The organism is Parapedobacter lycopersici (assembly GCF_040395035.1).
In the GTDB taxonomy this organism is placed as follows: Bacteria; Bacteroidota; Bacteroidia; order Sphingobacteriales; family Sphingobacteriaceae; genus Parapedobacter; species Parapedobacter lycopersici_A.
This window is the reverse complement of sequence record NZ_JBEBRB010000006.1, coordinates 25643-49259: the sequence shown is the minus strand read 5'-3', so window position 1 is coordinate 49259 and position 23617 is coordinate 25643. Positions and strand designations below refer to the sequence as shown.

The 23617-nt window shown below is 49.1% G+C and carries 23 protein-coding genes; 14 read left to right on the top strand and 9 right to left on the bottom strand.

What is annotated here, in order from left to right; all coding sequences use genetic code 11:
• Positions 1-90: 90 nt before the first annotated feature.
• Both ABWO75_RS03095 and ABWO75_RS03090 read right to left on the bottom strand, forming a co-directional pair.
• The gene (locus ABWO75_RS03095) at positions 91-843 is read right to left on the bottom strand and encodes a LytR/AlgR family response regulator transcription factor (RefSeq protein ID WP_353182442.1); all 753 of its coding nucleotides are present in this window, start codon (positions 841-843) and stop codon (positions 91-93) included.
• An 11-nt stretch (positions 844-854) separates the two neighbouring features.
• Positions 855-2606 (bottom strand): tetratricopeptide repeat protein, encoded by a 1752-nt coding sequence (locus tag ABWO75_RS03090; protein WP_353182440.1) that lies wholly within the window; start codon positions 2604-2606, stop codon positions 855-857.
• A 241-nt stretch (positions 2607-2847) separates the two neighbouring features.
• On the opposite strand from ABWO75_RS03090, the gene ABWO75_RS03085 reads away from it, so the two are divergent.
• The 10 genes from ABWO75_RS03085 to ABWO75_RS03040 all read left to right on the top strand — a co-directional run bounded on the left by ABWO75_RS03085 (position 2848) and on the right by ABWO75_RS03040 (position 10547).
• Positions 2848-3453 carry a hypothetical protein gene (locus ABWO75_RS03085; RefSeq protein ID WP_353182438.1) on the top strand — a complete coding sequence of 202 codons (606 nt, stop codon included), beginning with the start codon at positions 2848-2850 and terminating at the stop codon, positions 3451-3453.
• Positions 3454-3466: 13 nt separating this feature from the next.
• Positions 3467-4153 carry a LemA family protein gene (locus ABWO75_RS03080; RefSeq protein WP_353182436.1) on the top strand — a complete coding sequence of 229 codons (687 nt, stop codon included), beginning with the start codon at positions 3467-3469 and terminating at the stop codon, positions 4151-4153.
• Between the two features lie 257 nt (positions 4154-4410).
• Positions 4411-4965, top strand: coding sequence for a NifU family protein (locus ABWO75_RS03075; protein ID WP_353182434.1), 555 nt, complete (start codon positions 4411-4413; stop codon positions 4963-4965).
• A 13-nt stretch (positions 4966-4978) separates the two neighbouring features.
• Complete coding sequence (locus ABWO75_RS03070) at positions 4979-5695, top strand: arylesterase (RefSeq protein ID WP_353182432.1); 717 nt, start codon at positions 4979-4981, stop codon at positions 5693-5695.
• Between the two features lie 119 nt (positions 5696-5814).
• On the top strand, positions 5815-6660 hold the full coding sequence (locus ABWO75_RS03065) for a transketolase (RefSeq protein WP_353182430.1): 846 nt from the start codon (positions 5815-5817) through the stop codon (positions 6658-6660).
• 9 nt (positions 6661-6669) lie between these two features.
• Positions 6670-7623, top strand: coding sequence for a transketolase family protein (locus ABWO75_RS03060; RefSeq protein WP_353182428.1), 954 nt, complete (start codon positions 6670-6672; stop codon positions 7621-7623).
• A 34-nt stretch (positions 7624-7657) separates the two neighbouring features.
• Positions 7658-8203 (top strand): RNA polymerase sigma factor, encoded by a 546-nt coding sequence (locus ABWO75_RS03055; protein WP_353182426.1) that lies wholly within the window; start codon positions 7658-7660, stop codon positions 8201-8203.
• A 33-nt stretch (positions 8204-8236) separates the two neighbouring features.
• Positions 8237-8857 (top strand): hypothetical protein, encoded by a 621-nt coding sequence (locus ABWO75_RS03050; protein WP_353182424.1) that lies wholly within the window; start codon positions 8237-8239, stop codon positions 8855-8857.
• Between the two features lies 1 nt (position 8858).
• Entirely contained in the window at positions 8859-9338 is a 480-nt protein-coding gene (locus ABWO75_RS03045) for a hypothetical protein (RefSeq protein ID WP_353182422.1), read from the top strand.
• A gap of 21 nt (positions 9339-9359) precedes the next feature.
• Positions 9360-10547 carry an aspartate aminotransferase family protein gene (locus ABWO75_RS03040; RefSeq protein WP_353182420.1) on the top strand — a complete coding sequence of 396 codons (1188 nt, stop codon included), beginning with the start codon at positions 9360-9362 and terminating at the stop codon, positions 10545-10547.
• 85 nt (positions 10548-10632) lie between these two features.
• On the opposite strand, the gene ABWO75_RS03035 is transcribed toward ABWO75_RS03040, so the two are convergent.
• The gene (locus ABWO75_RS03035; protein ID WP_353182418.1) at positions 10633-11820 is read right to left on the bottom strand and encodes a class I SAM-dependent rRNA methyltransferase; all 1188 of its coding nucleotides are present in this window, start codon (positions 11818-11820) and stop codon (positions 10633-10635) included.
• A 160-nt stretch (positions 11821-11980) separates the two neighbouring features.
• Between ABWO75_RS03035 and ABWO75_RS03030 the strand changes: the two genes are divergently transcribed.
• Genes ABWO75_RS03030 through ABWO75_RS03020 form a run of 3 tightly spaced genes read left to right on the top strand, consistent with a single transcriptional unit; the run spans position 11981 to position 14358 of the window.
• On the top strand, positions 11981-12517 hold the full coding sequence (locus ABWO75_RS03030; protein WP_353182416.1) for an RNA polymerase sigma factor: 537 nt from the start codon (positions 11981-11983) through the stop codon (positions 12515-12517).
• A gap of 40 nt (positions 12518-12557) precedes the next feature.
• Positions 12558-13112, top strand: a complete 555-nt coding sequence (locus tag ABWO75_RS03025) for a hypothetical protein (protein WP_353182414.1) — start codon at positions 12558-12560, stop codon at positions 13110-13112.
• On the top strand, positions 13099-14358 hold the full coding sequence (locus ABWO75_RS03020; protein WP_353182412.1) for a hypothetical protein: 1260 nt from the start codon (positions 13099-13101) through the stop codon (positions 14356-14358). Before ABWO75_RS03025 ends, ABWO75_RS03020 begins: the two co-directional genes overlap by 14 nt.
• On the opposite strand, the gene ABWO75_RS03015 is transcribed toward ABWO75_RS03020, so the two are convergent.
• Positions 14355-15452 (bottom strand): DUF8457 domain-containing protein, encoded by a 1098-nt coding sequence (locus ABWO75_RS03015; protein WP_353182410.1) that lies wholly within the window; start codon positions 15450-15452, stop codon positions 14355-14357. The two genes, ABWO75_RS03020 and ABWO75_RS03015, sit on opposite strands and share 4 nt — an antisense overlap.
• A 176-nt stretch (positions 15453-15628) precedes the next feature.
• On the opposite strand from ABWO75_RS03015, the gene ABWO75_RS03010 reads away from it, so the two are divergent.
• Complete coding sequence (locus ABWO75_RS03010) at positions 15629-16207, top strand: thymidine kinase (protein ID WP_353182408.1); 579 nt, start codon at positions 15629-15631, stop codon at positions 16205-16207.
• Positions 16208-16387: 180 nt separating this feature from the next.
• On the opposite strand, the gene ABWO75_RS03005 is transcribed toward ABWO75_RS03010, so the two are convergent.
• The 5 genes from ABWO75_RS03005 to ABWO75_RS02985 form a co-directional block, all read right to left on the bottom strand.
• On the bottom strand, positions 16388-16900 hold the full coding sequence (locus tag ABWO75_RS03005) for a glutathione peroxidase (RefSeq protein WP_353182406.1): 513 nt from the start codon (positions 16898-16900) through the stop codon (positions 16388-16390).
• Positions 16901-16943: 43 nt separating this feature from the next.
• Entirely contained in the window at positions 16944-17816 is an 873-nt protein-coding gene (locus ABWO75_RS03000; protein ID WP_353182404.1) for an N-acetylglucosamine kinase, read from the bottom strand.
• A gap of 168 nt (positions 17817-17984) precedes the next feature.
• Positions 17985-19286 (bottom strand): TolC family protein, encoded by a 1302-nt coding sequence (locus ABWO75_RS02995; RefSeq protein WP_353182402.1) that lies wholly within the window; start codon positions 19284-19286, stop codon positions 17985-17987.
• Between the two features lie 40 nt (positions 19287-19326).
• Positions 19327-22440: an efflux RND transporter permease subunit gene (locus ABWO75_RS02990; RefSeq protein ID WP_353182400.1), complete on the bottom strand. Its 3114-nt coding sequence runs from the start codon at positions 22438-22440 to the stop codon at positions 19327-19329.
• A gap of 6 nt (positions 22441-22446) precedes the next feature.
• Positions 22447-23514, bottom strand: coding sequence for an efflux RND transporter periplasmic adaptor subunit (locus ABWO75_RS02985; protein ID WP_353182398.1), 1068 nt, complete (start codon positions 23512-23514; stop codon positions 22447-22449).
• Positions 23515-23617 lie beyond the last annotated feature (103 nt).

Genomic DNA, 23617 nt, shown 5'->3' with positions numbered 1-23617 from the left:
TATTGGTTATTTCCTATTGGAAAGATCCTAAAAAATGACTTCCTGACTACCATACTGGTAAAGCATTCGATTCCCCAAGCGAAAGGAAGACTATCTGCTACGTGCGGTTAACCGGGCTACAAAGGCCTCCCGTCTTCTGGTGGACACTTCAACACTGGACCCGTCGTTCAGGGTCACAAATCCACTTTTATGGTATTTATTGATATGATTCAGGTTGATCAGGTGTGCGTGATGAATCCGGAAAAAACCTCGACTCTCCAGCAACTGTTCGTACCCCTTTAATGTCTTGGAAACTAGGAGTGGTTTTGCTTCTCGCAAAATAAATAACGTATAATTACCCTGGGCTTCACATCGAATGATATTATCGATCGAAATAAAATCCCACCCTTCCGCAGATGGTAACGCAATTTTGGCCTGCATACCCGGCGGATAATCTAAATGCTCAAATAAAAGTTCATATCGGGCAGCTGCTTCTTTTTTTTCGATATTATCGGTTACTTTTCGTAAGCTTTCTATCAAATCGTCGCCATCAACAGGCTTGAGGAGGTAGTCCGTTGCGCTGAACCGGAATGCCTGCACGGCATATTGATCATATGCTGTGATGAAAATAATGGCTATCCGACTGGTATCAAGCTGGCGCAGTAGGTCAAAACCAGTCTGTCCCTGCAGTTGAATATCCAAAAATAGTAAATCAGGTTTCAGTTCTCCAACTGCAACAATCCCCTGTTCAATATTCTCAAATGTGCCCAATAACCGCACGTTATCTTGAGCATAGTGTTGCAGGAGTCGCTGCAGATGCTGGATACAGTGTGGCTCATCGTCTATAATAACGGCATTGATCATGCGATATCTGATTAAAATTGTAGCGACAGTGGCAGTTTAATTGTTACCGCCAGCCCATCGGGCAAATCGTCAAACAAAATAGCCGACGGTTTATTTTGATGCGTACCCGCAATCGAAACCCGCGCTTTTGTCAAAGCAATTCCCATGGACCGTTTAGCTGTGGCAGACTGCCCGTTTACATTCGTCCTTCCTATACCATTGTCTTCCACGGTATAGCAAAGCGATTCTTCTTCCTTCTGTACCCGAATTTGTATGTGTCCAGGACCTTCCTTCGGCAGGATTCCATGCCAGATACTATTTTCGATCAATGGTTGCATAATCAGCGGTGGTACAAGGGTGTTTTCAGGATCGATATCTGCCGCGACGTCTACTGAATATGTGAATTTTCCTTGTAAACGCATTGATTCGAGCTGAATGTATCCCGTTAACAGTTCCAAATCGGTGGTTAAGGAAATTTCCTTACGCTCTGAATTTTCCAGAATCTGCCGAATGAGTTTGGCAAATCGGGTGAGGTAACTTCCCGCAGTATCAAAATCCCGCTCAGCAATACTGTTGCCAATGGCATTCAATGCGTTAAAGATAAAATGTGGGTTCAATTGGGCCCGCAATGCTTTCATCTCCGTGTCGGCCACCAATGCTTCAAATTCAGCGATCTTCTTAAGCTCATCACTGTCACGTTTACGCTTGTACAAGCGCCAACCAAAAGCAAATGCGCCCATGATCACTAAAGCCACGCCAATGACGGCATAGGTGATGCTTCGTTGGCGTACCATCTCAGCAACAGCAGCCGCCTCCTGTTTCTCCAATGCAAACTGCATTTCCTTACGGGTGATCTCCGCTTTCTTTTCATCATTTACAGCGCTGTCACGAAGAGCGATGAACTGTTTATAAGCGTGCAACGCCTCACCTGGCTTGCGTTGGCGTTCATGGATGTTACTTAACGTCTGCCAGGCATTAGCTTGCCATTCGAGGGCAGCTACTTTTTCCGCCAGTGCAAGTGCCTCTTTGCTTCGATCTTCGGCCTGGGCATATTGGTGCCGATTGAACATGATTTCGGCGATGCTATTGAGCACGTTGGCTTTGATGCCGTCGCTACCCAATTGTTCGGCGAGCTGTAAACAATTGTTGAAATGCCCGAGCGCCAACTCATCATCACCCCGTTTAGCCAGTGCCCTTCCCAGGTTATTTTGGATAGCCATTTCAAACCGCTTATTTTTAATATACTGGGCTAATAAAAGTGCCCGGTTCAGACTAGCGATACCCATCGACAGCTGTTGCTGTTCGATATACACACTGGCTATGTTTACTGTAGCAATTATGATCTTCGTCGTGTCCTGAAGTGCTTCGGAAACGGTTAATAAGCGCCTGTAATGGTCAAGCGCCATATCGTATTGTTTCAGATCGCTGTAAATATTGGCAATGTTGTTATAAATAGAAGCCTCGAAAGATCGGTCCTGCAGCGATTCTGCAGCCTTCAGTGCGTCGTGAAACCGGTCCATTGCACGTGTTGGATCTGATTGCTCATAGTATATAACGCCTTCTTGCCGTAAGGCATACGCTTTACCCTTTTGCCATCGGAGATCGTCGGTTAACCGGGCCGCCTGTTTTACGTATGTTAAGGCTTCCTGTGGATCATTCCACACAAGCGCATCAGCGATATTGAGCAGTAAGGTTACGCGGGTTGTATCGGCAGAGGAAAGGCCGGCCAATTCATTCTTAAGCGAATCAACGAGCGTTTGCCCCGTAGCAGATAAACAAATCATTGAAACACAGGTAAAGGTTGTCAGTTTCTTCATTTGCAGAGATTTCTGAATCAAACTTACAGAAAGATAAGGGCATATACAATTTAAAATATCGCAATGCCATGGGTGATCAGCCTGCAGCTATCAGGCCCATCACACATATTCATCCGGCATCAGCAGTTAATCATCATGAAGCGGCAGTTAATCATTGAGTGTTGTTTTTTTCATAGAAGAAGCTTCTATTTGAAAAAAAATCACCACGATGGGCAATTATCCTTTACGTTTTATCGCCATACTGGTTTGTCTGGGATTTTTGGCAGGTGCATGCAGTAAATCGGATGATGTACCCATTGAAGAAGCGGATGCTCCCGGGGCATATTATATTCGATATAAAGCCAACGGGGTAAGCCACGAATACACAGATGAGCAACTAGTCTACGCAATATTTCTTACGCTACCCGATACTGATGCCAGGCAATGCCTCATACAAGGACGTTTGCAGGAAAACGATCAGGATAGGGATGCGATTTTCCTTGCCGTTACGGACGCCGGACCACTCAAGACAGGCACGGTCTACCAACTTTCGGAACGGCTTGAGTGGCCCGAATACAATCAACGTATTTCGAAGGTCTTCGGTTCGCATTACAGCGCATCGGCTGAAAAGTACCATGCGCAGCTTTACCAATCGCCATCACTTCCATTTGAAGTGAAAGACGTTGCATCTGCCCAGTTTAGCCAGATTAACGATACAACCGTCAAGGGCACATTTTCGATGCGTGCTTATACACCGTATCCAGACCTGAAAGAAGTAATCATTACCGATGGCGAATTTTATGTACCTATCCTGCTATCCAACCAGAATCGTTAACACATATCGTATTATGTTATTTTCCTTTATTACTCTGCTCGTACTCTTCCTCATCGTGGCCGCCAGTTCTTACAATGGATTGCAGAAATTGGCGCAGGATGTACGTGAAAAGGCTTCCAATGCCCAGGTAGCAATCAGCAAAAAGTTAGCATTAATTAACCAGTTAATCGATGTGGTGAAAAATTACCAGGAAGGTGAGCAGCTGATCCAGCTCAAGGTATCGCAGGATACGTCGGCTACCAACCTAGCCAACTCCTATCAGCAATCCGGCACTGTATTAGCCACAGTGCAGGGAATTGCTGAAAAATTTCCCAACCTAAAAGCCAATGAACAGTATCACCGGTTGGTGGATAGCATACAGCAGTGCGAGCAGAATATCCAGGAAAGCCGCGAAAAATACAATCACGCCGTTAAGGAATACAACACGAAAAGGTTACGGATTCCAACAGTATTCATTGCCAGGGCAATGGGGTTCCCTGAAGCACCTTATTTGCAGTTTGATGTATCGGGGATGAATGAGGTCACTTCACTACAGGATTTCAAAACGGACGATGGCGAGCGGTTACAGCAGTTATTTACAGGAGCGGGTAATAAGATTGCCGATTTAGCCACACAAGCAGGCAAAACAGGTAAGGAACTCGTTAATAAGGTGAAAGAGTCACAGCAGGATCCAGCGCCTCCTGCTAATGACGCCGAATAGACTCTCTTATTCATTTCCCGGCGATAAGCGTATAAGCTGGCCTATGTATGCGCTCCCCGCGTTTCAGAACCTACAAACCTTGATACCCATTGCAGCAGTTTGCAGGTCTGGGTGTCTTTTTACGTGACGAATCTGACTGAACTATCATCACATAAATGTACCCGTATACGCACGTAACATGTGGAAATCTACCCTTTGACTTCACGCTGACTGAAATACACATGGAATTTAATACCTTTGTAAAAACAGTGTATAAAATGGCTACTATTAACGTATATACCGAATATACCCCTAATCCGGCAACGATGAAGTTCCTGGTCAACAAATTATTGATCAACGGAAGCTTGGATTTTCCGGATCGGGAAAAAGCAAATGCCTCCCCTTTTGCACGCGAACTTTTCAAGTTTAATTTCGTAAACGGTGTGTTCTTTGCCAGTAATTTCGTAACCATTACCAAAACCGACGATGCCGAGTGGGAAGATATCGAAGCGATCCTCAAGGATTTTGTCAAGGGCGCGGTAGAAGCCGAACTTAAGGTACAGGAAATTGAAAAAGACGAAAATGTAAATTTTGAAGGCACGGAAACGGAGATTAAAATCCAGCAGATCCTGCACGATTATGTACGGCCGGCGGTAGAACAGGATGGTGGTGCCATCAGTTACAAATCCTTTGCGGAAGGAACCGTGGTTGTTGAACTGCGTGGTTCGTGCAGTGGCTGTCCTTCGTCGACTATTACGCTAAAAGCGGGTATAGAGGGCCTGTTAAAGCGGATGGTACCTGAGGTACAGGAAGTGGTAGCAGAGGCTATGTAACTCCACCGCCGATATGAAGTCTGTTATTCTTCCTTTTCTCTTAAAATATAAGCTGCCGGGGGCGTTTTTTATGTTGGTTGCGACTTTTTTTGCTGCCTGTAGCAATTCGTCTGAGCAAAAAGAATCGGCTAGCGCAACCGGAACATTACAGGATACGGCAATTCGGTCCCAGGAAAAAATCAAAAACATTCTTTTTTTCGGCAACAGCCTTACAGCCGGACTGGGTCTGGAACATCAGGACCTTGCCTTTCCTGGAGTTATTCAACAACGGATTGATTCCCTCGAACTGCCGTACCGGGTAATCAACGGCGGATTAAGCGGTGAAACATCGGCGGGTGGAAACGAACGCATCGATTGGCTGCTTAATGAGGAGATAGCTATTTTCGTACTCGAACTGGGGGCTAATGACGGGCTTCGAGGCATCCCTACAGATGAGACGCATAAAAATCTGCAAAACATCATCGACAAGGTAAAAAAGAAGTATCCGGAGTGTCAATTGGTACTGGCTGGCATGATGGTACCACCGAGTATGGGAGGCACTTATGTACAGGCCTTCAGGGCCATATTTCCGGCATTGGCCAAAGAAAACAACATGGCATTTATTCCGTTCCTACTTGATGGTGTGGCCGGAGAGACAGCACTGAATCAACAGGATGGCATACACCCTACCGCAGAAGGCCATCAGATACTGGCAGACAATGTGTGGAAGATACTGGCACCTATGCTATAGTCGCAACACCGTATCATCGTTCCAACCGGTACTCCGTGTTATCCAATCTGACATCTTACATCCCATATCTAACCTAAAATAACTAACTTTAGCACCAAAATCTGAAGCAAGTATATAAAATGAGCGAAGACATCACCAAACTGGAAAAAATTGCATCGCAGGTCAGGCGCGATATCGTGCGTATGGTACATGCTTGTCAGTCGGGACATCCCGGTGGATCGTTAGGCTGCACTGACTTTTTTGTAGCCCTGTATTTTAGCATCATGAAGCGGAAACAGGGGTTTGAAATGGATGGCATCGGAGAAGATCTTTTTTTCCTCTCCAATGGTCACATATCCCCCGTGTTCTACAGCACACTGGCCCGGGCCGGGTATTTCGAAGTCAGTGAACTGGCGACGTTCAGAAAAATTGATTCCCGCCTGCAGGGTCACCCTACTACCCACGAGGGGCTTCCGGGCATCCGGGTGGCATCCGGATCACTGGGACAGGGACTCTCCGTGGCAATCGGCGCAGCACTGGCAAAGAAGCTGAACCACGACGATAACCTGGTTTATGCGCTGATGGGAGACGGTGAACAACAGGAGGGACAGATTTGGGAAGCCGCCATGTACGCTCCATACAATAAGGTGGACAACCTGATTGCTACCATCGATTATAATGGCCAACAGATCGACGGCGCTACGGAAGACGTTTTATCGCTCGGCAACCTGAAAGCTAAATGGGAATCTTTTGGCTGGGATGTACTGGAGATGAATGGCAACAGCATGGCCGAAGTGGTGTCAGGGCTTCAGGAGGCAAAAGCACATACCGGCAAAGGAAAACCGGTATTAATCCTTATGAAAACCGAGATGGGTAATGGTGTAGACTTTATGATGGGGTCACACAAATGGCATGGCGTGGCACCTAATGACGAGCAACTCGCCGCCGCACTGGCCCAATTGGAGGAAACCCTGGGAGACTATTAACGGATAACCATGAAAAAATATACATATACTGAAAAGAAAGATACCCGTTCAGGATTCGGGGCGGGATTATTGGAAGCTGGTCGCCGCAACGACCGGGTGGTTGCATTGTGTGCGGATCTGATCGGTTCGCTTAAAATGAACGATTTTATCAAAGCGTTTCCCGACCGATTCTTCCAGATCGGAATAGCTGAGGCCAATATGATGGGTATCGCAGCAGGGTTAACGATCGGCGGAAAGATTCCTTATACGGGGACGTTCGCCAATTTTTCAACCGGACGTGTTTACGATCAGATCCGGCAATCGATCGCCTATTCCGACAAAAATGTAAAAATATGTGCTTCACATGCCGGCCTGACTTTAGGGGAAGACGGAGCAACGCACCAGATTCTGGAAGATATCGGGCTGATGAAAATGCTGCCCGGAATGACGGTAATCAATCCGTGCGATTATAATCAGACAAAGGCGGCTACTATGGCCATTGCCGATCTTCACGGCCCCGTTTACCTGCGTTTCGGTCGGCCGGTTGTTCCTGTTTTCACCGATACCAATCAAAAATTTGAAATAGGCAAGGCCTGGATGGTTAACGAAGGTAAAGACGTAAGCATTTTCGCCACTGGCCACCTGGTGTGGGAAGCGATACAGGCCGGTGAGCAGTTAGCCGACCTGGGTATTGATGCAGAAATTATTAATATTCATACCATTAAACCACTCGACGAGGAGGCCGTGCTGCGGTCAGTAGCCAAAACGGGTTGCGTGGTCACTGCCGAAGAACACAACCGGCTCGGTGGGCTGGGTGATAGCATTGCCCAGGTATTAGCCAAACACCGGCCTACTCCCCAGGAATATGTGGCGGTAAACGACAGCTTCGGCGAAAGCGGTACACCGGCGCAATTAATGGAAAAGTACGGCTTAAACGCGGCTAACATCGTGGCTGCCGTACAACGGGTAATTAAACGAAAGTAATCCCTGCGTGTGTGGCTTCGCACATGTCTGAGCTATGGAAGACGCCCAAATACTGGAAAAATTTGCAGATGAGCGTACACGTGACGAGGCGTTTGCCCAGTTATTGAAAAAGTATCAGCAAAAGATTTATTGGCATGTGCGCCGGCTGGTCATCGACCACGATGATGCCGATGACCTGGTACAGGATATCTTTGTCAAAGTGTGGAAAAATCTGGGAAACTTCCGGGAGGATGCGCAACTATACACCTGGCTTTATCGGATTGCCACGAATGAATGCATCACATTTTTGAACAAAAAGAAACAGCGCCAGCAAATTTCCCTGGATGATGAGGGTTCGGCATATTTAGTTGATTCGCTGGCCGACCATACGTATTTCAATGGAACCCAAGCGCAGCTGAAATTACAGCAGGCATTGCTGACCCTTCCTGAAAAACAACGATTGGTCTTTAACATGAAATATTTTGACGATTTGAAATATGAAGAAATTTCAGAAATTGTCGGCACCAGTGTCGGGGCGTTGAAAGCCTCTTATCATTTGGCAGTAAAGAAAATAGCGCAGTTTTTTGAGGCGCATGATTAAACCTTCGGATACCATTTGTATCTAAGCAGTACCATGAAGGAAAAAGATACACATCATGATTTGAACGGATTGGAGGAAGTAGCTGGTTCCCTGCAAGCTACTCCATTTACCGTGCCGGATCATTATTTTGAAGAATCAAATCGCCGTATCCTTCAACGGTGCCAGCACATCGCTGCTTCAGAAGCCGCATTCACTCCACATGCGGATTATTTCGATCAACTGCAGGATCGAATACTGATTAAGGTTGCAGAAGAAAAGCTAAGGGAGAAGGCCGGCACATCGGGTTTTACCGTGCCAGCCGGCTATTTTGAAGTCTCCCAAGCCTCCCTACTCAACCGGATAAGCCAGGATAAACGTGCGCTGGCAGTTCCCCCGGTCAGGCGAATAATCCCCCGGACATGGCTGCGATATACCGCGGCGGCGTGTGTGGTGGGTGTATTGGGCATAATGGGATATCTCGGATTAGTCAACCGGGAAGAAAGCCGTTTAGCAACGGTATCTGATCAGGAAATACTGAGTTACCTCGAGTTTTACGGCGAGCCAGCCGATATCACATATATTGCGGAGTACCTGGACCGGGACGATGACATTGCCGTCGAATTAAACGAATTAAGTGAAGAGGATATTGAAGCATACCTCAATAATACGCTGTAACATGACCATGGTTAACTATTTCAAGATCGTGATCGCTGTATTGCTATCATCCGTAGCAACCAGTGTATGGGCGCAAGAAAGCCGGGCAGCGCGTTTTGAGCGGATCGAAATGGAAAAGATTGCGTTTATCACGAAGGAGCTCGACTTATCACCCGGAGAGGCGGAAAAGTTTTTCCCGATTTATAACCAATACCGGGCGGAGTTTTCCAAGCTGCGGCAGGAAAAACGGGACAGGCGCCCAGCCGCCCGTACTTACCTGCAAAGCCAGAGCCAATCGCTGCAACCTAATGGATTTAATTCCAGCCGTGATGTCCTGGCGTTTGACGCTAAGGAACTGGAACTTAAGAAAATTTATCGCCAACGCTTTTCCAATGTCATTGGTGCGGCACGTGCTTCGCAGTTCTTCGCTGTGGAAGAAGAATTTCGCAACTACCTAATGCGCGAACTACAGCAACGCCGTAATGGACGGGACCAGGAATAATTAAGTCCATCAGTACGAAGTATGCTTAATAATCGCCAGCTCTTCTTATTGAATACTGCCCAGACTTCGGATGCCCCACGGCTTATTGAGATCGACCGTGCAGAAGGAGTCTATCTTTTTGGCCCCAACGGCGAGAAATACATCGACCTGGTGTCCGGTTTTGCAGTCAGCAACATCGGTCACCGCCATCCCAAAGTGCTGGAAGCCATATCCGATCAACTCAACAAATACCTGCACGTAACGGTTTATGGTGAATTTGTCCAGGCGCCGCAGGTACAGCTGGCTACCGCGCTACTTACATTACTTCCCCAGCACCTCAACAGCGTCTACTTCACCAATTCCGGGACCGAAGCCACCGAAGGGGCAATGAAAATCGCTAAAAAGTCTACTGGCAGGCGGGAGATTATTGCAGCAGACAAGGCATATCATGGCAGTACCCAAGGTGCGCTGAGCCTTATTGGGAACCCCGAATACAGGCAGGCTTATGCTCCCCTGTTACCGGATATCCGATTTATCCGATATCACGATTTTGATGATCTCGACCGGATTACCGATGCTACCGCAGCGGTTATACTTGAGGCCATACAGGGCGAAGCAGGCATTCAGGTGCCAGCACCGGCCTATATACAGGCCGTCCGCAAACGTTGCGATGAAGTGGGCGCCGTGCTTATTTTCGATGAGATACAGACCGGTTTCGGTCGCACAGGCCGGTTATTCGCTTTTGAACATTACGGAATAGTACCCGACATCCTGCTCCTCGCCAAAGGCATGGGCGGCGGTATGCCCATCGGGGCGTTTATCGCCAATAAACGGATTATGGATGTCATTAAAGAAAACCCCATATTAGGACACATTACCACCTTTGGTGGCCATCCAGTCAGTTGTGCAGCCGCGCTGGCGTCGCTTCGCGTAATTACCGAAGATGGTCTCCTGCAGCATGTGGAGGAAAAAGCGCAGTTATTCCGGCAACGACTGCAACATCCGGCAATACGCGAAATTCGCGGAAAAGGCCTGATGTTATGCCTGCAGCTAGACACCTTCCGCCAAGTGTCTGCCGTCAGCACCTATTGTGCTTCCCACGGTGTGATGATTGACTGGTTTCTGCATTGCGAAACTGCCCTGCGTATCGCGCCGCCACTCACCATCAGTGAGGCAGAAATCATTGCTGCCTGCGATGTGATTCTGGCCGCGCTCTCCCAAAAAGACTAACCGCCCTTTCCTTATATGGAATAAACTTACCTTTGCGTATTTATCGCATCGCTATCCCTGCACCAAATGCCGTATTTCTGCCGCTTTATACTACCCGGACCAGTACCCCCTTCAAGTACTCCCCTTCAGGAAACGAAGCCCTTATTGGATGGTCTTCCGGTTGGGAAAATTGATGGATAAACTGAATTTCCTTATCAGCATCCATTGCCGCCCAGGCGAGTACCTGTTTAAATGTATCCATATCCATGGCTGCCGAACAGGAGAACGTAGCCATCAAACCGCCGCTTTCGAGCAGCAATAGTCCCCTCCTATTTAACTCTTTGTAAGCGCGGGCCGCCTTATCGAGGCTGGAGCGCGAAGGGGCATATTTCGGTGGATCAAGTATCAGGAGATCAAACCGCTCCCCAGCATCTGCAAAAGCACGTAACTGTTTGTTTACGTCGGCATGGATCATCCGGTGATTACGGCGGTCAAATGCATTCTGATCCATATTTTTTCCCAGTGCCTCAAGCGCCAACGCCGAGCTGTCAACGCTGATCACTTCACGGGCACCGCGGGCAAGTGCGTTAAGTGAAAAACCACCCGAATAACAAAAACAATCGAGTACCCGTTTATCACGGGCATATCCAGCGGTAATCAACCGATTGTCACGCTGGTCGCAATAGAAACCCGATTTCTGCCCTTCCGCAATATTTACACCGTAGTAAATCCCGTGCTCCTTTACCGTTACCCATTCCGGGGGTAATACACCTGCCAACAACCCATTCTCCGTGGTCAGTCCCTCATGTTGCTGCGCCCGGGCATCACTACGTTCATATATCCCATGAGGGTGTAGGAGCGAATTCAGCTCATCAATGATGACTGGTTTCATCCGCTCCACGCCGGAAGCATGAACCTGCAGTGAAATAAAATCGGCATAACGGTCTACAATTAAACCGGGCAGGTAATCAGCTTCCCCAAAGATAAGCCGAAAGGTATCGGTATCCGCCGACTGTAGCAGAGCTGTCCTTGCCTGCACGGCACGTCGTATTTTTTGACGCCACCACTGCTCATCGGGAGGGCAGTCGGCACGCCACTCGAGCAACCTGATGGCTACACGCGATTCGCCGTTGTAATAGCCATAGGCAACAAAATCACCTGCATGATTAACTACCTGTACCAGTTCTCCGTTTTCCGTGACCTCCGGTGACTGCGCTACGGCCCCGGAAAATATCCACGGATGGTACTGAAAAGCGGCTTTGTCTTTCCCTTTTTTGAGTTGTATGATATGCATGGACCGCAAAAATAATTTATTGGAAAACGTGATAATCATTTTTTTTTCAAAAAGGTGCAACGCCCCGGTGATTTCAACGTCTATTGATCAAGTGAATCAGAAGCAGAGGGACCGTCAGTGAAATCATGTATTTTTGGATAGTATAGCAAAACACAATTAATTGAAAGCCTCATTCAATGATGAACACTATGAGTTGGTATTGGCCTGTAAACGGGGTGATCGCCAATCGCAATTCAGGCTGTACCATTTATATGCAAAAGCCATGTACAATACGGCGCTTCGCATTGTACAGGACGAAGCGGAAGCAGCAGATGTATTGCAGGAGGCGTTCATCGATGCATTTTCCCGGTTGGATAATTTCCGGCAGGAAAGCACCTTTGGCCTTTGGATGAAGCAGATCGTCGTCAATAAATCGATCTCCGCATTGCGCAAACGGAAAGTCACATGGTGTCCGATTGAAGACGGGGAGTATGTGGCTGAAGAAGATACCGAAGAACAAGATATTACCTTCCGGGTCGAAGCGGTCAAACAGGCGATCAACAGGCTGCCCGAAGGTTACCGGCTGGTACTGACACTATATCTACTCGAAGGTTACGATCACGAGGAAATTGCACACATTTTGCATATCAACGAGGCGACCTCCCGGAGTCAATTTTTACGGGGTAGGCGAAAATTGCTGGATTATCTGGCTAATTAAGATCGAAAGCGAGTATAGAAAAAAGAATAAAGGTAAGGAGATGAAACAGCAGCTAAAAAAATTCATACAGCATAACCGGGCAGATTTCGACCATGCTGTCCCACCAGAGGGGCTTTGGTTATCCATTGCAGCGGCACTTGATGCACAGCAAGAAAGCCAACCTCCGGCCCGCAAATTCTGGAAAAGGCGGTTGATACGGATAGCCGCCACAATCGTACTGGCAGGGATGGCGGGCCTAACGATCTATCATTACGGAAGGCAGCGGGCATATGACGATTACAGCCGCATCAATCCCGCACTTGCCGCGGAACAGCAGGCCTATGCACGACTGGTAACACAAAAGCGGGATTCCATTGCCGATTTTGCAGCCTCCAACCCGGTGCTTTACGGCGAGTTTTCCGAGGTGCTCCGTCAGATGGAGACCAATTATAATGCGTTGAAACAGGAACTTTCGCAGAGCCCCAACAAGGAATTAACCCTGGAGGCAATGATCCGCAATCTGCAGGTACAAATTGAAGTACTTGGCCAGCAGATGGAAATTATGAACTATGTAAAAAAAGAAAAACATAATGCCACCAAAAATGAACAGATTTAACCCATACCTGTTATTCGCGCTGCTCCTGTTACCTGCAGTCCCCCTGTTGGCCCAGTCCCACAACAGCAATAAAGATATCGATGAAGCAATCCGGGATATCAGCGAAAACGCACGCCGGATCGGTATGGAAGCATCAGATGCCATCAGGCAGATTGACATCCCGGCATTGGTGAAAGATGCCCAGCAACTGGCCCGGGTATCCGAAGTACAGCGGCAGGAAATCAGGGCTCAAATAGAAAAAATAGATGTTCCGGCGCTTGCAGAACAGGCCCGGTCGCTGGCCGCTGAAGCAACGGATATGGATTGGCAGCACCTTTGGGACCAGCCGTTCGCCACCGCTTTTGCATTCCAAAAAGAAAAACGCATTGAAAAGAGCTATCCGGTTACCGGCAGCCATTCACTCCATATCGACAATCGATACGGCAAGGTGGCCGTACATAACTGGGATCGAAACGAGATCAAAATAACCATCCGGGTGCGTACCGCTGAAAGTTCCGAGAACCGGGCCCAAGAAGCATTAGACCGGGTATCCATTGATGAATCCAAAACAGGCAACCGTATTACGTTAAAAACAGTCATTGGGTCGGCCGAATCCAGCAACTGGTGGTCGATGCTGACGTCCGGGGGTAATAACCGGGCGTTGAATATTGACTATGAAGTTTACATGCCCCGGCAGAATGCGCTTGCGGTTTCCAACAGCTACGGCGCCGTTGAACTGGATGACCGCGATGGCCAGGCACATATTTCCGTGAGCTACGGCAGCCTGGCAGCCGGCCGGCTGAATGCGCGTGGAAATACGCTTTCCATTGCCTATTCCCGGGGCGATGTCGCTTATGTCAATGAAGGCGAAGTATCGGTACGGTATGGTGGTTTCACCCTGGGTGAAGCCGAACGGTTGACCTTAGCGCTGAGTTACACCAGCGGAAGTGAAATCGGCCTGGTTAACCGGGAGGCCGATGTTAGCTTAAAATATAGCGGAGGCTTTGAAATGGGATTAGGGAAAAACATTCAAAAGGCCAACGTCGCTGCCGCTTATTCCAGCGTTGACATTAATCCCGCTCCCGGCGCTGCATTTAATTTCAATGTAGCGGTAAGCTACGGCGGGTTCGATTACAACGACCAACATGCTTATATCAATAGCCAGTCGGGTGGGAACACCTCAAAAAGCTATACCGGTTATTGGAGTAAATCAGGCAGCAATTCGGTCAGCATCAGTTCCCGATATGGCAGTGTACGGCTCGATTAATTGCCAAACCGTTTCCGCATAACGGCATATAACTTATCGACGGTCGCCGGTTTTTCGGCCCAGTTATTCTTCTGCGCATAGTTGGTTTGCAGAAAAGTCTCCGCCGAAGCAAAATCATCGTAGCGGTTGAGCAATTCAATCGCTTCGCTGTAGGCCAAGCTATACCCATTGAACAAATCCTTGATAAAAAGCAGCTTATCATTCAGGCTGATGGCTGATTTCAGATCGGTTATTTTAGCCCCGTCGCCCCGTTGCATACCCAAAACCGGATTACTTCCCGCCTTGCGCTGGGCCGACATGATTTCGTTAATGGACAGGGGTCGTTGTGGTTTTTCTTCCGCCGGAGCAGGCAGGTCCGCTTCCGTCGCGGCAAACGTTTTCTCCTCAATAGTCACTTCATGGGTAGCCTCATTGGCGTCCCGTTGATCGTCGGGTGCGGGCTGACCGGTATCTGGCTGAACCGGTTCATCTTTCACATCATCGGCCACTGGTACCGATGCCGCAGGTGCAGACTCCTGTTCATCACCGTTACCCTGAGTCGCCTTTGGATCGGCTTCGTCCGGTTGCTCACCCTGATCCGCTGAACTGTCTTCCTTCATCTCCTTCGTATCTTCCACAGGTTCGTCCGCCGGATCCTGATCCACTATTTCTTCCACGGGCTCCGCTGTTTCCAATGGCTCATCTTCTACATCGTTCGACTGCGATTCCGGTGTAAAGATAATCGCACTTTCTTCATCTGCCGGTTCTTCCGTTACTTCATCTGATTCCCTGACTCCATCGTCCACCCCCGGATCATCCAGTTCCTCCGTCGTCGTTCCTTTGCCGTCTTCCGCTATTATTTCATCATCTGCCGGAACAGCAACGGTATCCGCGATATGCTGTTCAGCGGTTCCCGTTTCAGCCGGTTGCTTCAATTCTTCTTTCAGCAGCTTATTATAAACACCAACATGTGCTGCAAAATAGTTTACCGTTGCTTCAAACAAATCCGTTTTCAGCGTATCGCCTTCCACGCCCGTTCCAAGCGCCTGCATCTGGTCGTTAATATCTTCCAGCAATACACCTATCTTCTCAAAAATCTGCTGTTTCGTAGCCATATCATTGATTATGTACACATTTGAATATCCATCAAACTTAGTTAAACTTGCGTTTATATACAAGTCAAAAGCGGCACCTTAATTGATGAAATTTAATATTAATTTGGATATTAGCGGTTCCGTTTATGCTCCTGCATCACAGCAAAGGCATAAGCGGGTTGATAAAACCCTGCACCATGTTATTTTCAGAACATCGTTTTATGCATAATGATGCGCGGTACGGCAGCATTGAAGTCATCTGTGGGTCTATGTTCTCGGGAAAGACCGAAGAACTTATCCGCCGGATGCGCCGGGCACAGCTCGCTCGTCTTGATGTCGCAGTTTTCAAACCCACGACCGATACCCGGTACCATGCAGCCGACGTCATTTCCCACGACAGTAACAGTCTTAGGTCAAAATCGGTAAGCCATGCATCGGATATTTTATCGCTCGACAGCGCAATCAGGGTTGTGGGCATTGATGAAGCGCAGTTTTTTGATGACGGGCTGCCCGGTGTATGCAACACCCTAGCTAATCAAGGTATCCGTGTGATCGTGGCAGGGTTAGACATGGATTTCAAGGGTCGGCCCTTTGGCCCGATCCCGGCACTGATGGCAATTGCCGAGCATGTCACCAAAGTGCACGCGGTGTGTATGCAGTGCGGCGCGCCGGCAAACTATTCGTTCCGGATTGCCGATAATGACGAAAAGCTACTGCTGGGCGAAAGAGAGAGTTATGAACCACGCTGCAGGGTCTGCTTTTATCAACTTGTTTAACAAAAATTAACATAAAAAATCAGGCTACCCAAAATATTGCGTGTATCTTTGTACCAAAGGATGGCAGGTAACAAACCGGCAATCCCTAAACGAAGACTTTTCATAATTTTAGGTTTATAATTGGTTAGTTTGAAGCCTCCTGCCCATCAGGAGGCTTCATCATTTTGTATTGTGCCCGGACTAAAGTTTGCTGGTCAGCTCCAGACTCATGGGCTCTACGTCGGATCGGAACCGGTGAACCAGATTCCCTTGTTCATCAATCAGGAATTTCTCAAAATTCCATTTGATTTCGCCTGTGAAATCCGGGTTGCTCGCCGTAATGAGGTATTGGAACAAGGGTGAAATATCTGCGCCTTTCACGCTGCTCTTTTCCGCCAGCGGAAAAGTTACGCCGAAATTCTTCTGGCAGAATCCCAGGATTTCCGCATTACTCCCTGGCTCCTGCCCCCCGAAATTATTTGCCGGGAAGCCAATCACCACCACCTTATCCGCATACTGCTCGGCCAGTTCCTGTAGTCCCGCATATTGCTTGGTAAAACCACATTCCGAAGCCGTATTCACAATCAGGATTTTCTTGCCCTTATATTGGGACAGTTGAATCGGTTGGCCTTCTACGGATGTAACCGTAAACTGATGCACATTATCGGCAGATGCCATCACCGACATGCTTAATAATAATGATAACCATTTCATTGCTTTACGTATTTAATTAATCATGTGTTATTGCGGCTAATCCCTAAGGATTAGGCTGTGTTTCGTAGTAATGTTCACGTTCAACGATAAACTTGAACAATTCCTCGATGGGACTCTTGAGTATTTTCCCGGCCTTAACCCCGTATTGTTCACAGACCTGACGTAACTGGTCACGGAAATAAAAGGCAATAGCTCCCACAAAATGGCATACGTAATCGCGGTAATCCGGAAAGGGTTTGATATTGGTCATCACAAACTCCCGGAACCCATCCCGTAATATCCCATCGATATAGGGGTGGTCAGCGTGGTCGCTCATAAATGGTGCGAACGAAGCCAGGTATACATTAGGAGAGGCCCGTTGGTATACATTTTTTATAACGGCCTCCTTATTCAGGCGGAATCGCGCGTCAAAGCTATCCCGCAGATCAGCGGGCATGGTCTGATACAGGAATCCCGTAATCAGCTTTTTACCAAACCACACACCGGAACCCTCGTCGCCGAGGACATAGCCCACACCCTGACGGGTAGGTAACACCTCTTTCCCGTCGAAGAAACTTACATCGGACCCGGTTCCCAGGGTAGCAATGTACCCTTTCCGGTCGCCACATGTTGCATATGCCGCACCGATCAGCTCCGTTTCGACAGAAATAAATGCGTTGGCAAACAGCGGTGATAGCGCATTGGATACCAGCTCACGCCGATCCGGACTGGAACAGCCGGAGCCAAAAAAATACACTTCCCCAATGTGATCCATATAAGGTTGAATATCCGGCACATGCTGGATAATCTTAGCGATTTCCTTTTCATTCACAAAAAAAGGATTAAGCCCCTTCGTCGTAAACGACAACGTGTTGCCGTCAGGCAGGGCCAGCATCCAATCCGATTGTGAAGAACCACTATCAGCAACTAATATCATTGAACCCTCAACTATTTAGCCAGTTAGCTTTATAACGAACAATTGTTAACACAAATTTACACAAAAAAAGAAGAAAACACAGCGCATGTCCGGGTCTTCGCGTACGGGGAACGGTGTTCCGGTATAGTACCGGGAAAAACGATTTTTCCGGGCACAAGTACCGGTATTCTACTCCATTTTCAGGGCACCGGCAATCTGGTGCAGGGATATTTCAGCCAGCTTCGCCTGGTACTGCGCGGTGCTGTACCGTGCACTGGCATCCACGAAATTACGCTGTGCTTCCCGGAATTCCAGCGGCGCAATACTGCCCAGTTTAAATTTCTCCAGCGTAATATCCATATTCTCCTGGGCAATGGCCCGATTATTTGCCTCCAGCCGGACGAGATCGAGGTTCATCAGATACGTCTGGAATGCAGTAAGAAGCTGTGCTTCAATATTTTTTTTCACCTGATCAACCAGGATAGTGGCCGATTCAATGCCCAACTCGGCATTCTGTTCATTCCGCCGCTGTAAAAATCCGTTAAACAGGTTGACGGAAGCGGTAATGCCGTAATTAAAATTATTGTTCTTTGACTGTGTGGAAAACCCAAGTTCTGTACGTGAACGGGACCGGGTATAGGCCGAGGAAACATTGACTACGGGATAGCGATTGCCTTTTACCAGCTTAAGTTCAAGCTCGTTGATTCGCTGGTTAATCTGTGCTGACTGTAATGTCGGGTTCTGGTTATGTGCTGAAAGCAATAAGTCTTCATAATGCACATCGCGAGAAATAATCACCGTATCCACCACGCCGAAATCCGTGTCCACAGCGCGACCCAGCAGTTCATTGAGCCGGACATGGGCACTGTTATACAGGTCGCGCTGACGCAGCAGATTCGTGGTGTCCGTATTCAGGTCGACGCGGGCCGCCAACACCTCCAGCTTGGACGCGCGCCCGATCTGATACTGATTCTGCGCCGTCTGTAACCGGAAGGCCGACAGTTCCAATGCAGTTTGCGTGGCTGCAATCAGCTGTTTCTGATGCACGAGGTTGAAATAATTACTGACAACCTCATACACCGTATTCAGGATGGAAGCCTGCAGGTTGGCCTCACCCAGGGCCCTGAAGGCCTTCAGTTGCTCGTAACGGGTAAACATCCGCATGCCATCGAATATGGTCCAGTCCAGGCTCACTCCGTAGGCACTGGAGTGGCTCTCGCCGTTACGCACCGAGCGGGTCTCGCCATCCAGCAGTGTCTGCGTGGTATTCTGGATGCCCGCAGCGGCCGACACATCAGCGCTGACGGTCGGCAGCATCCCCGCGTTACCGATGTTTACATTATTTTCGGCAACAGCAACATCGGTCGACACCAGTTGGATGTCATAATTGCTTTCGAGTGCCAATGCAATGGCTTCGTTCAACGTCATGATCGACTGGGTCTTTCCCAAAAAAGGGAACACCAGCAGGGCACAACACAATAATATCTTCATTATCATCAAAGAATCAGGCCGTCTATCCATCTCGTTTCAACTAGGCGTGGGTCATACTTACCACCTCTTGTTCCACCTTTTCCGCCTCCTGCAGTTCGCGGTTTGCCTTGTATTCCCTCGACCACATGGCATACACGGCCGGAATAACATAAAGGGTAAGGATCAATGAAAACAGGGTTCCCCCCACGATAACCACCCCCATGCCGATGCGGCTTGTGGCCGCAGCGCCCAATGCCAGGGCAATCGGCAATGCACCGAGTGCAATGGCCAGACTTGTCATCAAAATAGGCCGCAGCCGTGCCTCGGCGGCCTCCACAATGGCCTGTTTCAATGGCACACCCTTCTCTTTCAGCTGATTGGCAAACTCCACAATCAATATTCCGTTTTTCGTAACCAGCCCGATGAGCATGATCGTACCGATCTGGCTGAACACATTCCATGATTCGCCGGTAAGCCATAACGAGAGCATGGCGCCCGCAACCGCCATGGGAACGGTCAGGATGATAATAAATGGGTCCAAAAAGCTTTCAAACTGCGCCGCCAGGATCAAGTATACCAGCAATAACGCCAGTCCGAACGCAAACGCCGTGTTGGAACTGCTTTCCGTAAAATCGCGTGATTCACCACCCAGATCCGTTGAAAAGCTATCATCAAGCACCTTGCTGGCGATGCTATCCATCGCGCTGATTCCATCTTCAATCGTATGCCCCCGGGCGAGGGATGCAGAAACCGTAGCCGACATAAACCGGTTGTTATGATACAGCTGCGGCGGGCTGCTGTGTTCAGCGAGGCTCACCAGGTTATCCAGCTGTACCAATTCACCCGCTGCGTTACGCACCGATATTGTAGCCAGATCAAACGGCGAACTCCGGTCCTGATCCATAAACTGGCCAATGACCTCATACTGTTTGCCATTCATAATAAAATAAGCAAAACGCTGGCCGCTGAGCGATAGCTGCAACGTTTGCGCAACATCCAGCACGGAAACCCCGAGGCTCTGTGCCTTTTCCCGATTGATGCTGACATTCAGTTCCGGCCGGTTAAACTTCAGGTTAACATCCACATTTTCAAACGCCGGATCAACCGTCGCCAATCGCATAAACTCAGGGATTTTTTCTTCCAGTTTTTCAAAATTGGGTGCCTGGATAATGTATTGGATGGGCATGCCCGCGCGGCGGCTCACCGAAATGGTGGGTTGCTGTGAGATAAACGTACGGGCCTCGGTGAACCGGTGGGTTTGCCGGCTCAGCGCCTCGGCAATTTCATCCTGCGAGCGCACCCGTTCATCCGGCGGCACCAGTACAATGCGCATCCGCCCCGTATTGGGCGATCCCGTACCGGAGAAACCGGGTGAGGTATTGACCATATTAACCACTTTTTCGGGTACCGAGTCATTCACTAGTGTCATGAGTTTCAGCATGAACCGGTCCATATACTCAAATGTACTTCCTTCCGGGGCCGTAATACTGGCATTGATTGCCCCCCGGTCTTCATAAGGCGCCGTTTCCTTCCGCAGGTGTACCCAAAACCAGGCAATCAGCCCAAAGCAGATTGCCAGGATGGGAAAGCTCAGCCATTTGACATGCATGAACCGGCGCAGGGAAGCTGCATATCCCGTTGTCATCTTTTCAAAGTATGGTTCGGTAAAATGATAGAACCTGGAATGTTTAGGCCCTTCACTCCGGATCAGGTAAGCATTGAGCATGGGTGTCAGGGTCAGCGATACAAATGCCGATATGAGTACGGCCGATGCGATGACTACGCCAAACTCCCGGAACAGCCGCCCCACAAAGCCTTCCATAAACATGACCGGCAAAAAGACTGCTGCCAGCGTAACGGAGATCGAGATAACCGCGAAAAAAATCTCATTAGCCCCTTTGATGGCCGCTTGGATGGGCGACATCCCCTCTTCCACTTTCTTATAGATGTTCTCGGTGACCACAATCCCATCATCCACTACCAATCCGGTGGCCAATACAATGGCCAGCAAAGTCAGCACGTTAATGGAGAAACCACATAAATACATGACAAAAAAAGTGGCGATCAACGAAACCGGGATATCGATCAGCGGCCGGATGGCAATTCCCCAATTCCGGAAGAACAGAAAGATAATCAGAATCACCAGCACCAGGGCAATCAATATCGTTTCAGCGACTTCCAGAACAGATTTTTTGATAAACAGCGTGTTATCCATCGCGATATCCAGCTGCACATCGGCGGGCACCTCGTTTTTGAGCTGTTCCATGCGTTCATAAAATGCATCCGCAATATCGATGTAATTCGTCCCCGGCTGAGGGATGATTGCCAGCGCCACCATCGGAGTACCCGATTCCCGGAATTCGGTTTCCAGGTTCTGCGGACCGAGCACGGCACTGCCGACGTCGCTGAACCGGATGATACGGTCGCCATCGGATTTGATGATCAGGTCATTGAATTCCGTTTCCGTGGTAAGGTTGCCGATCGTTTTAATGGTCAGTTCCGTATTATCCCCGATAATTTTCCCCGATGGCAGTTCCACATTCTGCCGGTTCAATGCGTTCCGTACGTCCAGTGGCGTCAGGCCATATGCAGCCAGCCGCATCGGATCGATCCATAACCGCATGGAATAGCGCTTTTCTCCCCAGATCTGCACCGAACTGATTCCCGGCAGGGTCTGTAACCGCTGGGCCAGTACGTTGTCGGCAATATCCCCAAGGTCGAGCGGTGAGCGCGATTCACTCCGGGCCGTCATGACAATGATCGGTTCGGAATCCGCATCCTCCTTCGAAACCACCGGAGGCGCGTCGATGTCCTGCGGCAGGCTCCGCATCGCCTGTGATACCTTATCGCGAACGTCATTGGCCGCTTCCTCGAGGTCTTTGCTCAGTAAAAATTCGATGTTGATGCGGCTTGACCCCTGGCTGCTGGTTGAGGAAATGTTGCGGATGCCGTCAATCTGATTGATGGACCGTTCCAGCGGCTCTGTAATCTGCGACTCGATAATATCGGGATTCGCCCCCGAATAACTGGTTCGCACGGACACAATCGGGGGATCGATCGACGGGAATTCCCGGACGCCCAGAAATGTATAGCCAATAATACCGAAGAGGATGAGCATCAAACTCATCACGATGGTCAGCACGGGCCTTTTAATACTGGTGGAGGATAAACTCATCGTCGGTTAATTATTTGATTCAACTAGATCGACCTGTACCGGGGTACCGTCGGCCAACGACATCAGGCCGGAGACCAGCACCGTATCGCCAATGGCGATCCCTTCGTTAACCAACACCTCGCTGGCCGTTCGGTTTTCCGCTTCCACCGGCGTGGCCTTTGCCTGGCCATCTTTAAATAGGTAAACCTGTTTCCCATTCTGTACGGGAATCACTGCCTGTGTAGGGATCAGCACCGCCGTGTCGATGCGCTCCAGCGGCAATTCAATGCGGGCAAACGAACCCGGGAATAACCGTCCCCCGGGATTGTTGGCCAGCGCACGGATGCTGATCGTGCGCGTTGCCGGATCGACTCCGGGTTCAATGGCGTAAATCTTCGCATCGTACTTGGCGTCTGAACCACTGACCGAAAATTTAAGGTCCTGCCCGTCGAGGATCTGCGTACTGTATTTCTCCGGCACGGAGAACAGGATTTTTACCGGATTGATGCTCAGTAGGTTGGCCACTACGGTAGTGGGCGTAAGGTATTCTCCTTCGGAGACCGACCGAAGTCCTACTTTGCCGCTGAACGGCGCACGGACAGTTGTTTTGGCGATCTGCGCACGGATCAATGCCGTTTGCGCCTTAGCCGATTCATGGTCCGCATGGGCCACGTCGTATTCCTGCTGGCTGATGGCTTCCTTCTCCAGCAGCAGCCGCGCCCGGTTTTCGTTATCTTCTGCGAGTTTTTCACGGCTTTGGGCCTGGATCAGCTGGGCCTGCAACTCGGAATCATCGATGTGCAGCAACAATTGGCCTTTCTGCACCATGGACCCTTCCTGGAAGCCAAGGCTCCGTACGATGCCCGACACTTCACTCCGGATCTGTACCTGTTCATTGGGCTCGATGGAGCCCGATAGGGTAATGATGTTGGCAAAGGCACGAGGTTCGACAACAAGGGCGTTCACGGTCATGGGGCCACCCCGTTGCCCCGCTTCGGGAGCGGCTACTTTTGCCTTGCCGTTACGTGTCAGAAAGTAACTGACAAACGCCACAGCGACCACCGCTATCGCAATATAAAGGTAATTTCGTTTCATTTTTAGTATCTGGCATGCTAAACTGTGTTTTATCCGCTTTAAGGAATAATAAATATACACACTTAACATGTCAAAACTACTGTTCTCACCCGGGTAATTAATA

Excerpts from the sequence above, each read along its gene's own strand:
- ABWO75_RS03020 (WP_353182412.1), top strand. The coding sequence starts at position 13,099 with ATGAACAGATTTAACCCATACCTGTTATTCGCGCTGCTCCTGTTACCT.
- ABWO75_RS03080 (WP_353182436.1), top strand. The coding sequence starts at position 3,467 with ATGTTATTTTCCTTTATTACTCTGCTCGTACTCTTCCTCATCGTGGCC.
- ABWO75_RS02995 (WP_353182402.1), bottom strand. The coding sequence starts at position 19,286 with ATGAAGATATTATTGTGTTGTGCCCTGCTGGTGTTCCCTTTTTTGGGA.
- ABWO75_RS03065 (WP_353182430.1), top strand. The coding sequence starts at position 5,815 with ATGAGCGAAGACATCACCAAACTGGAAAAAATTGCATCGCAGGTCAGG.
- ABWO75_RS03010 (WP_353182408.1), top strand. The coding sequence starts at position 15,629 with ATGTTATTTTCAGAACATCGTTTTATGCATAATGATGCGCGGTACGGC.
- ABWO75_RS03060 (WP_353182428.1), top strand. The coding sequence starts at position 6,670 with ATGAAAAAATATACATATACTGAAAAGAAAGATACCCGTTCAGGATTC.
- ABWO75_RS03050 (WP_353182424.1), top strand. The coding sequence starts at position 8,237 with ATGAAGGAAAAAGATACACATCATGATTTGAACGGATTGGAGGAAGTA.
- ABWO75_RS03000 (WP_353182404.1), bottom strand. The coding sequence starts at position 17,816 with ATGATATTAGTTGCTGATAGTGGTTCTTCACAATCGGATTGGATGCTG.
- ABWO75_RS03090 (WP_353182440.1), bottom strand. The coding sequence starts at position 2,606 with ATGATTTGTTTATCTGCTACGGGGCAAACGCTCGTTGATTCGCTTAAG.
- ABWO75_RS03055 (WP_353182426.1), top strand. The coding sequence starts at position 7,658 with ATGGAAGACGCCCAAATACTGGAAAAATTTGCAGATGAGCGTACACGT.
- ABWO75_RS03015 (WP_353182410.1), bottom strand. The coding sequence starts at position 15,452 with ATGGCTACGAAACAGCAGATTTTTGAGAAGATAGGTGTATTGCTGGAA.
- ABWO75_RS03075 (WP_353182434.1), top strand. The coding sequence starts at position 4,411 with ATGGCTACTATTAACGTATATACCGAATATACCCCTAATCCGGCAACG.
- ABWO75_RS03040 (WP_353182420.1), top strand. The coding sequence starts at position 9,360 with ATGCTTAATAATCGCCAGCTCTTCTTATTGAATACTGCCCAGACTTCG.
- ABWO75_RS03070 (WP_353182432.1), top strand. The coding sequence starts at position 4,979 with ATGAAGTCTGTTATTCTTCCTTTTCTCTTAAAATATAAGCTGCCGGGG.
- ABWO75_RS02985 (WP_353182398.1), bottom strand. The coding sequence starts at position 23,514 with ATGAAACGAAATTACCTTTATATTGCGATAGCGGTGGTCGCTGTGGCG.
- ABWO75_RS02990 (WP_353182400.1), bottom strand. The coding sequence starts at position 22,440 with ATGAGTTTATCCTCCACCAGTATTAAAAGGCCCGTGCTGACCATCGTG.
- ABWO75_RS03045 (WP_353182422.1), top strand. The coding sequence starts at position 8,859 with ATGACCATGGTTAACTATTTCAAGATCGTGATCGCTGTATTGCTATCA.
- ABWO75_RS03035 (WP_353182418.1), bottom strand. The coding sequence starts at position 11,820 with ATGCATATCATACAACTCAAAAAAGGGAAAGACAAAGCCGCTTTTCAG.
- ABWO75_RS03095 (WP_353182442.1), bottom strand. The coding sequence starts at position 843 with ATGATCAATGCCGTTATTATAGACGATGAGCCACACTGTATCCAGCAT.
- ABWO75_RS03005 (WP_353182406.1), bottom strand. The coding sequence starts at position 16,900 with ATGAAATGGTTATCATTATTATTAAGCATGTCGGTGATGGCATCTGCC.
- ABWO75_RS03085 (WP_353182438.1), top strand. The coding sequence starts at position 2,848 with ATGGGCAATTATCCTTTACGTTTTATCGCCATACTGGTTTGTCTGGGA.
- ABWO75_RS03025 (WP_353182414.1), top strand. The coding sequence starts at position 12,558 with ATGAAACAGCAGCTAAAAAAATTCATACAGCATAACCGGGCAGATTTC.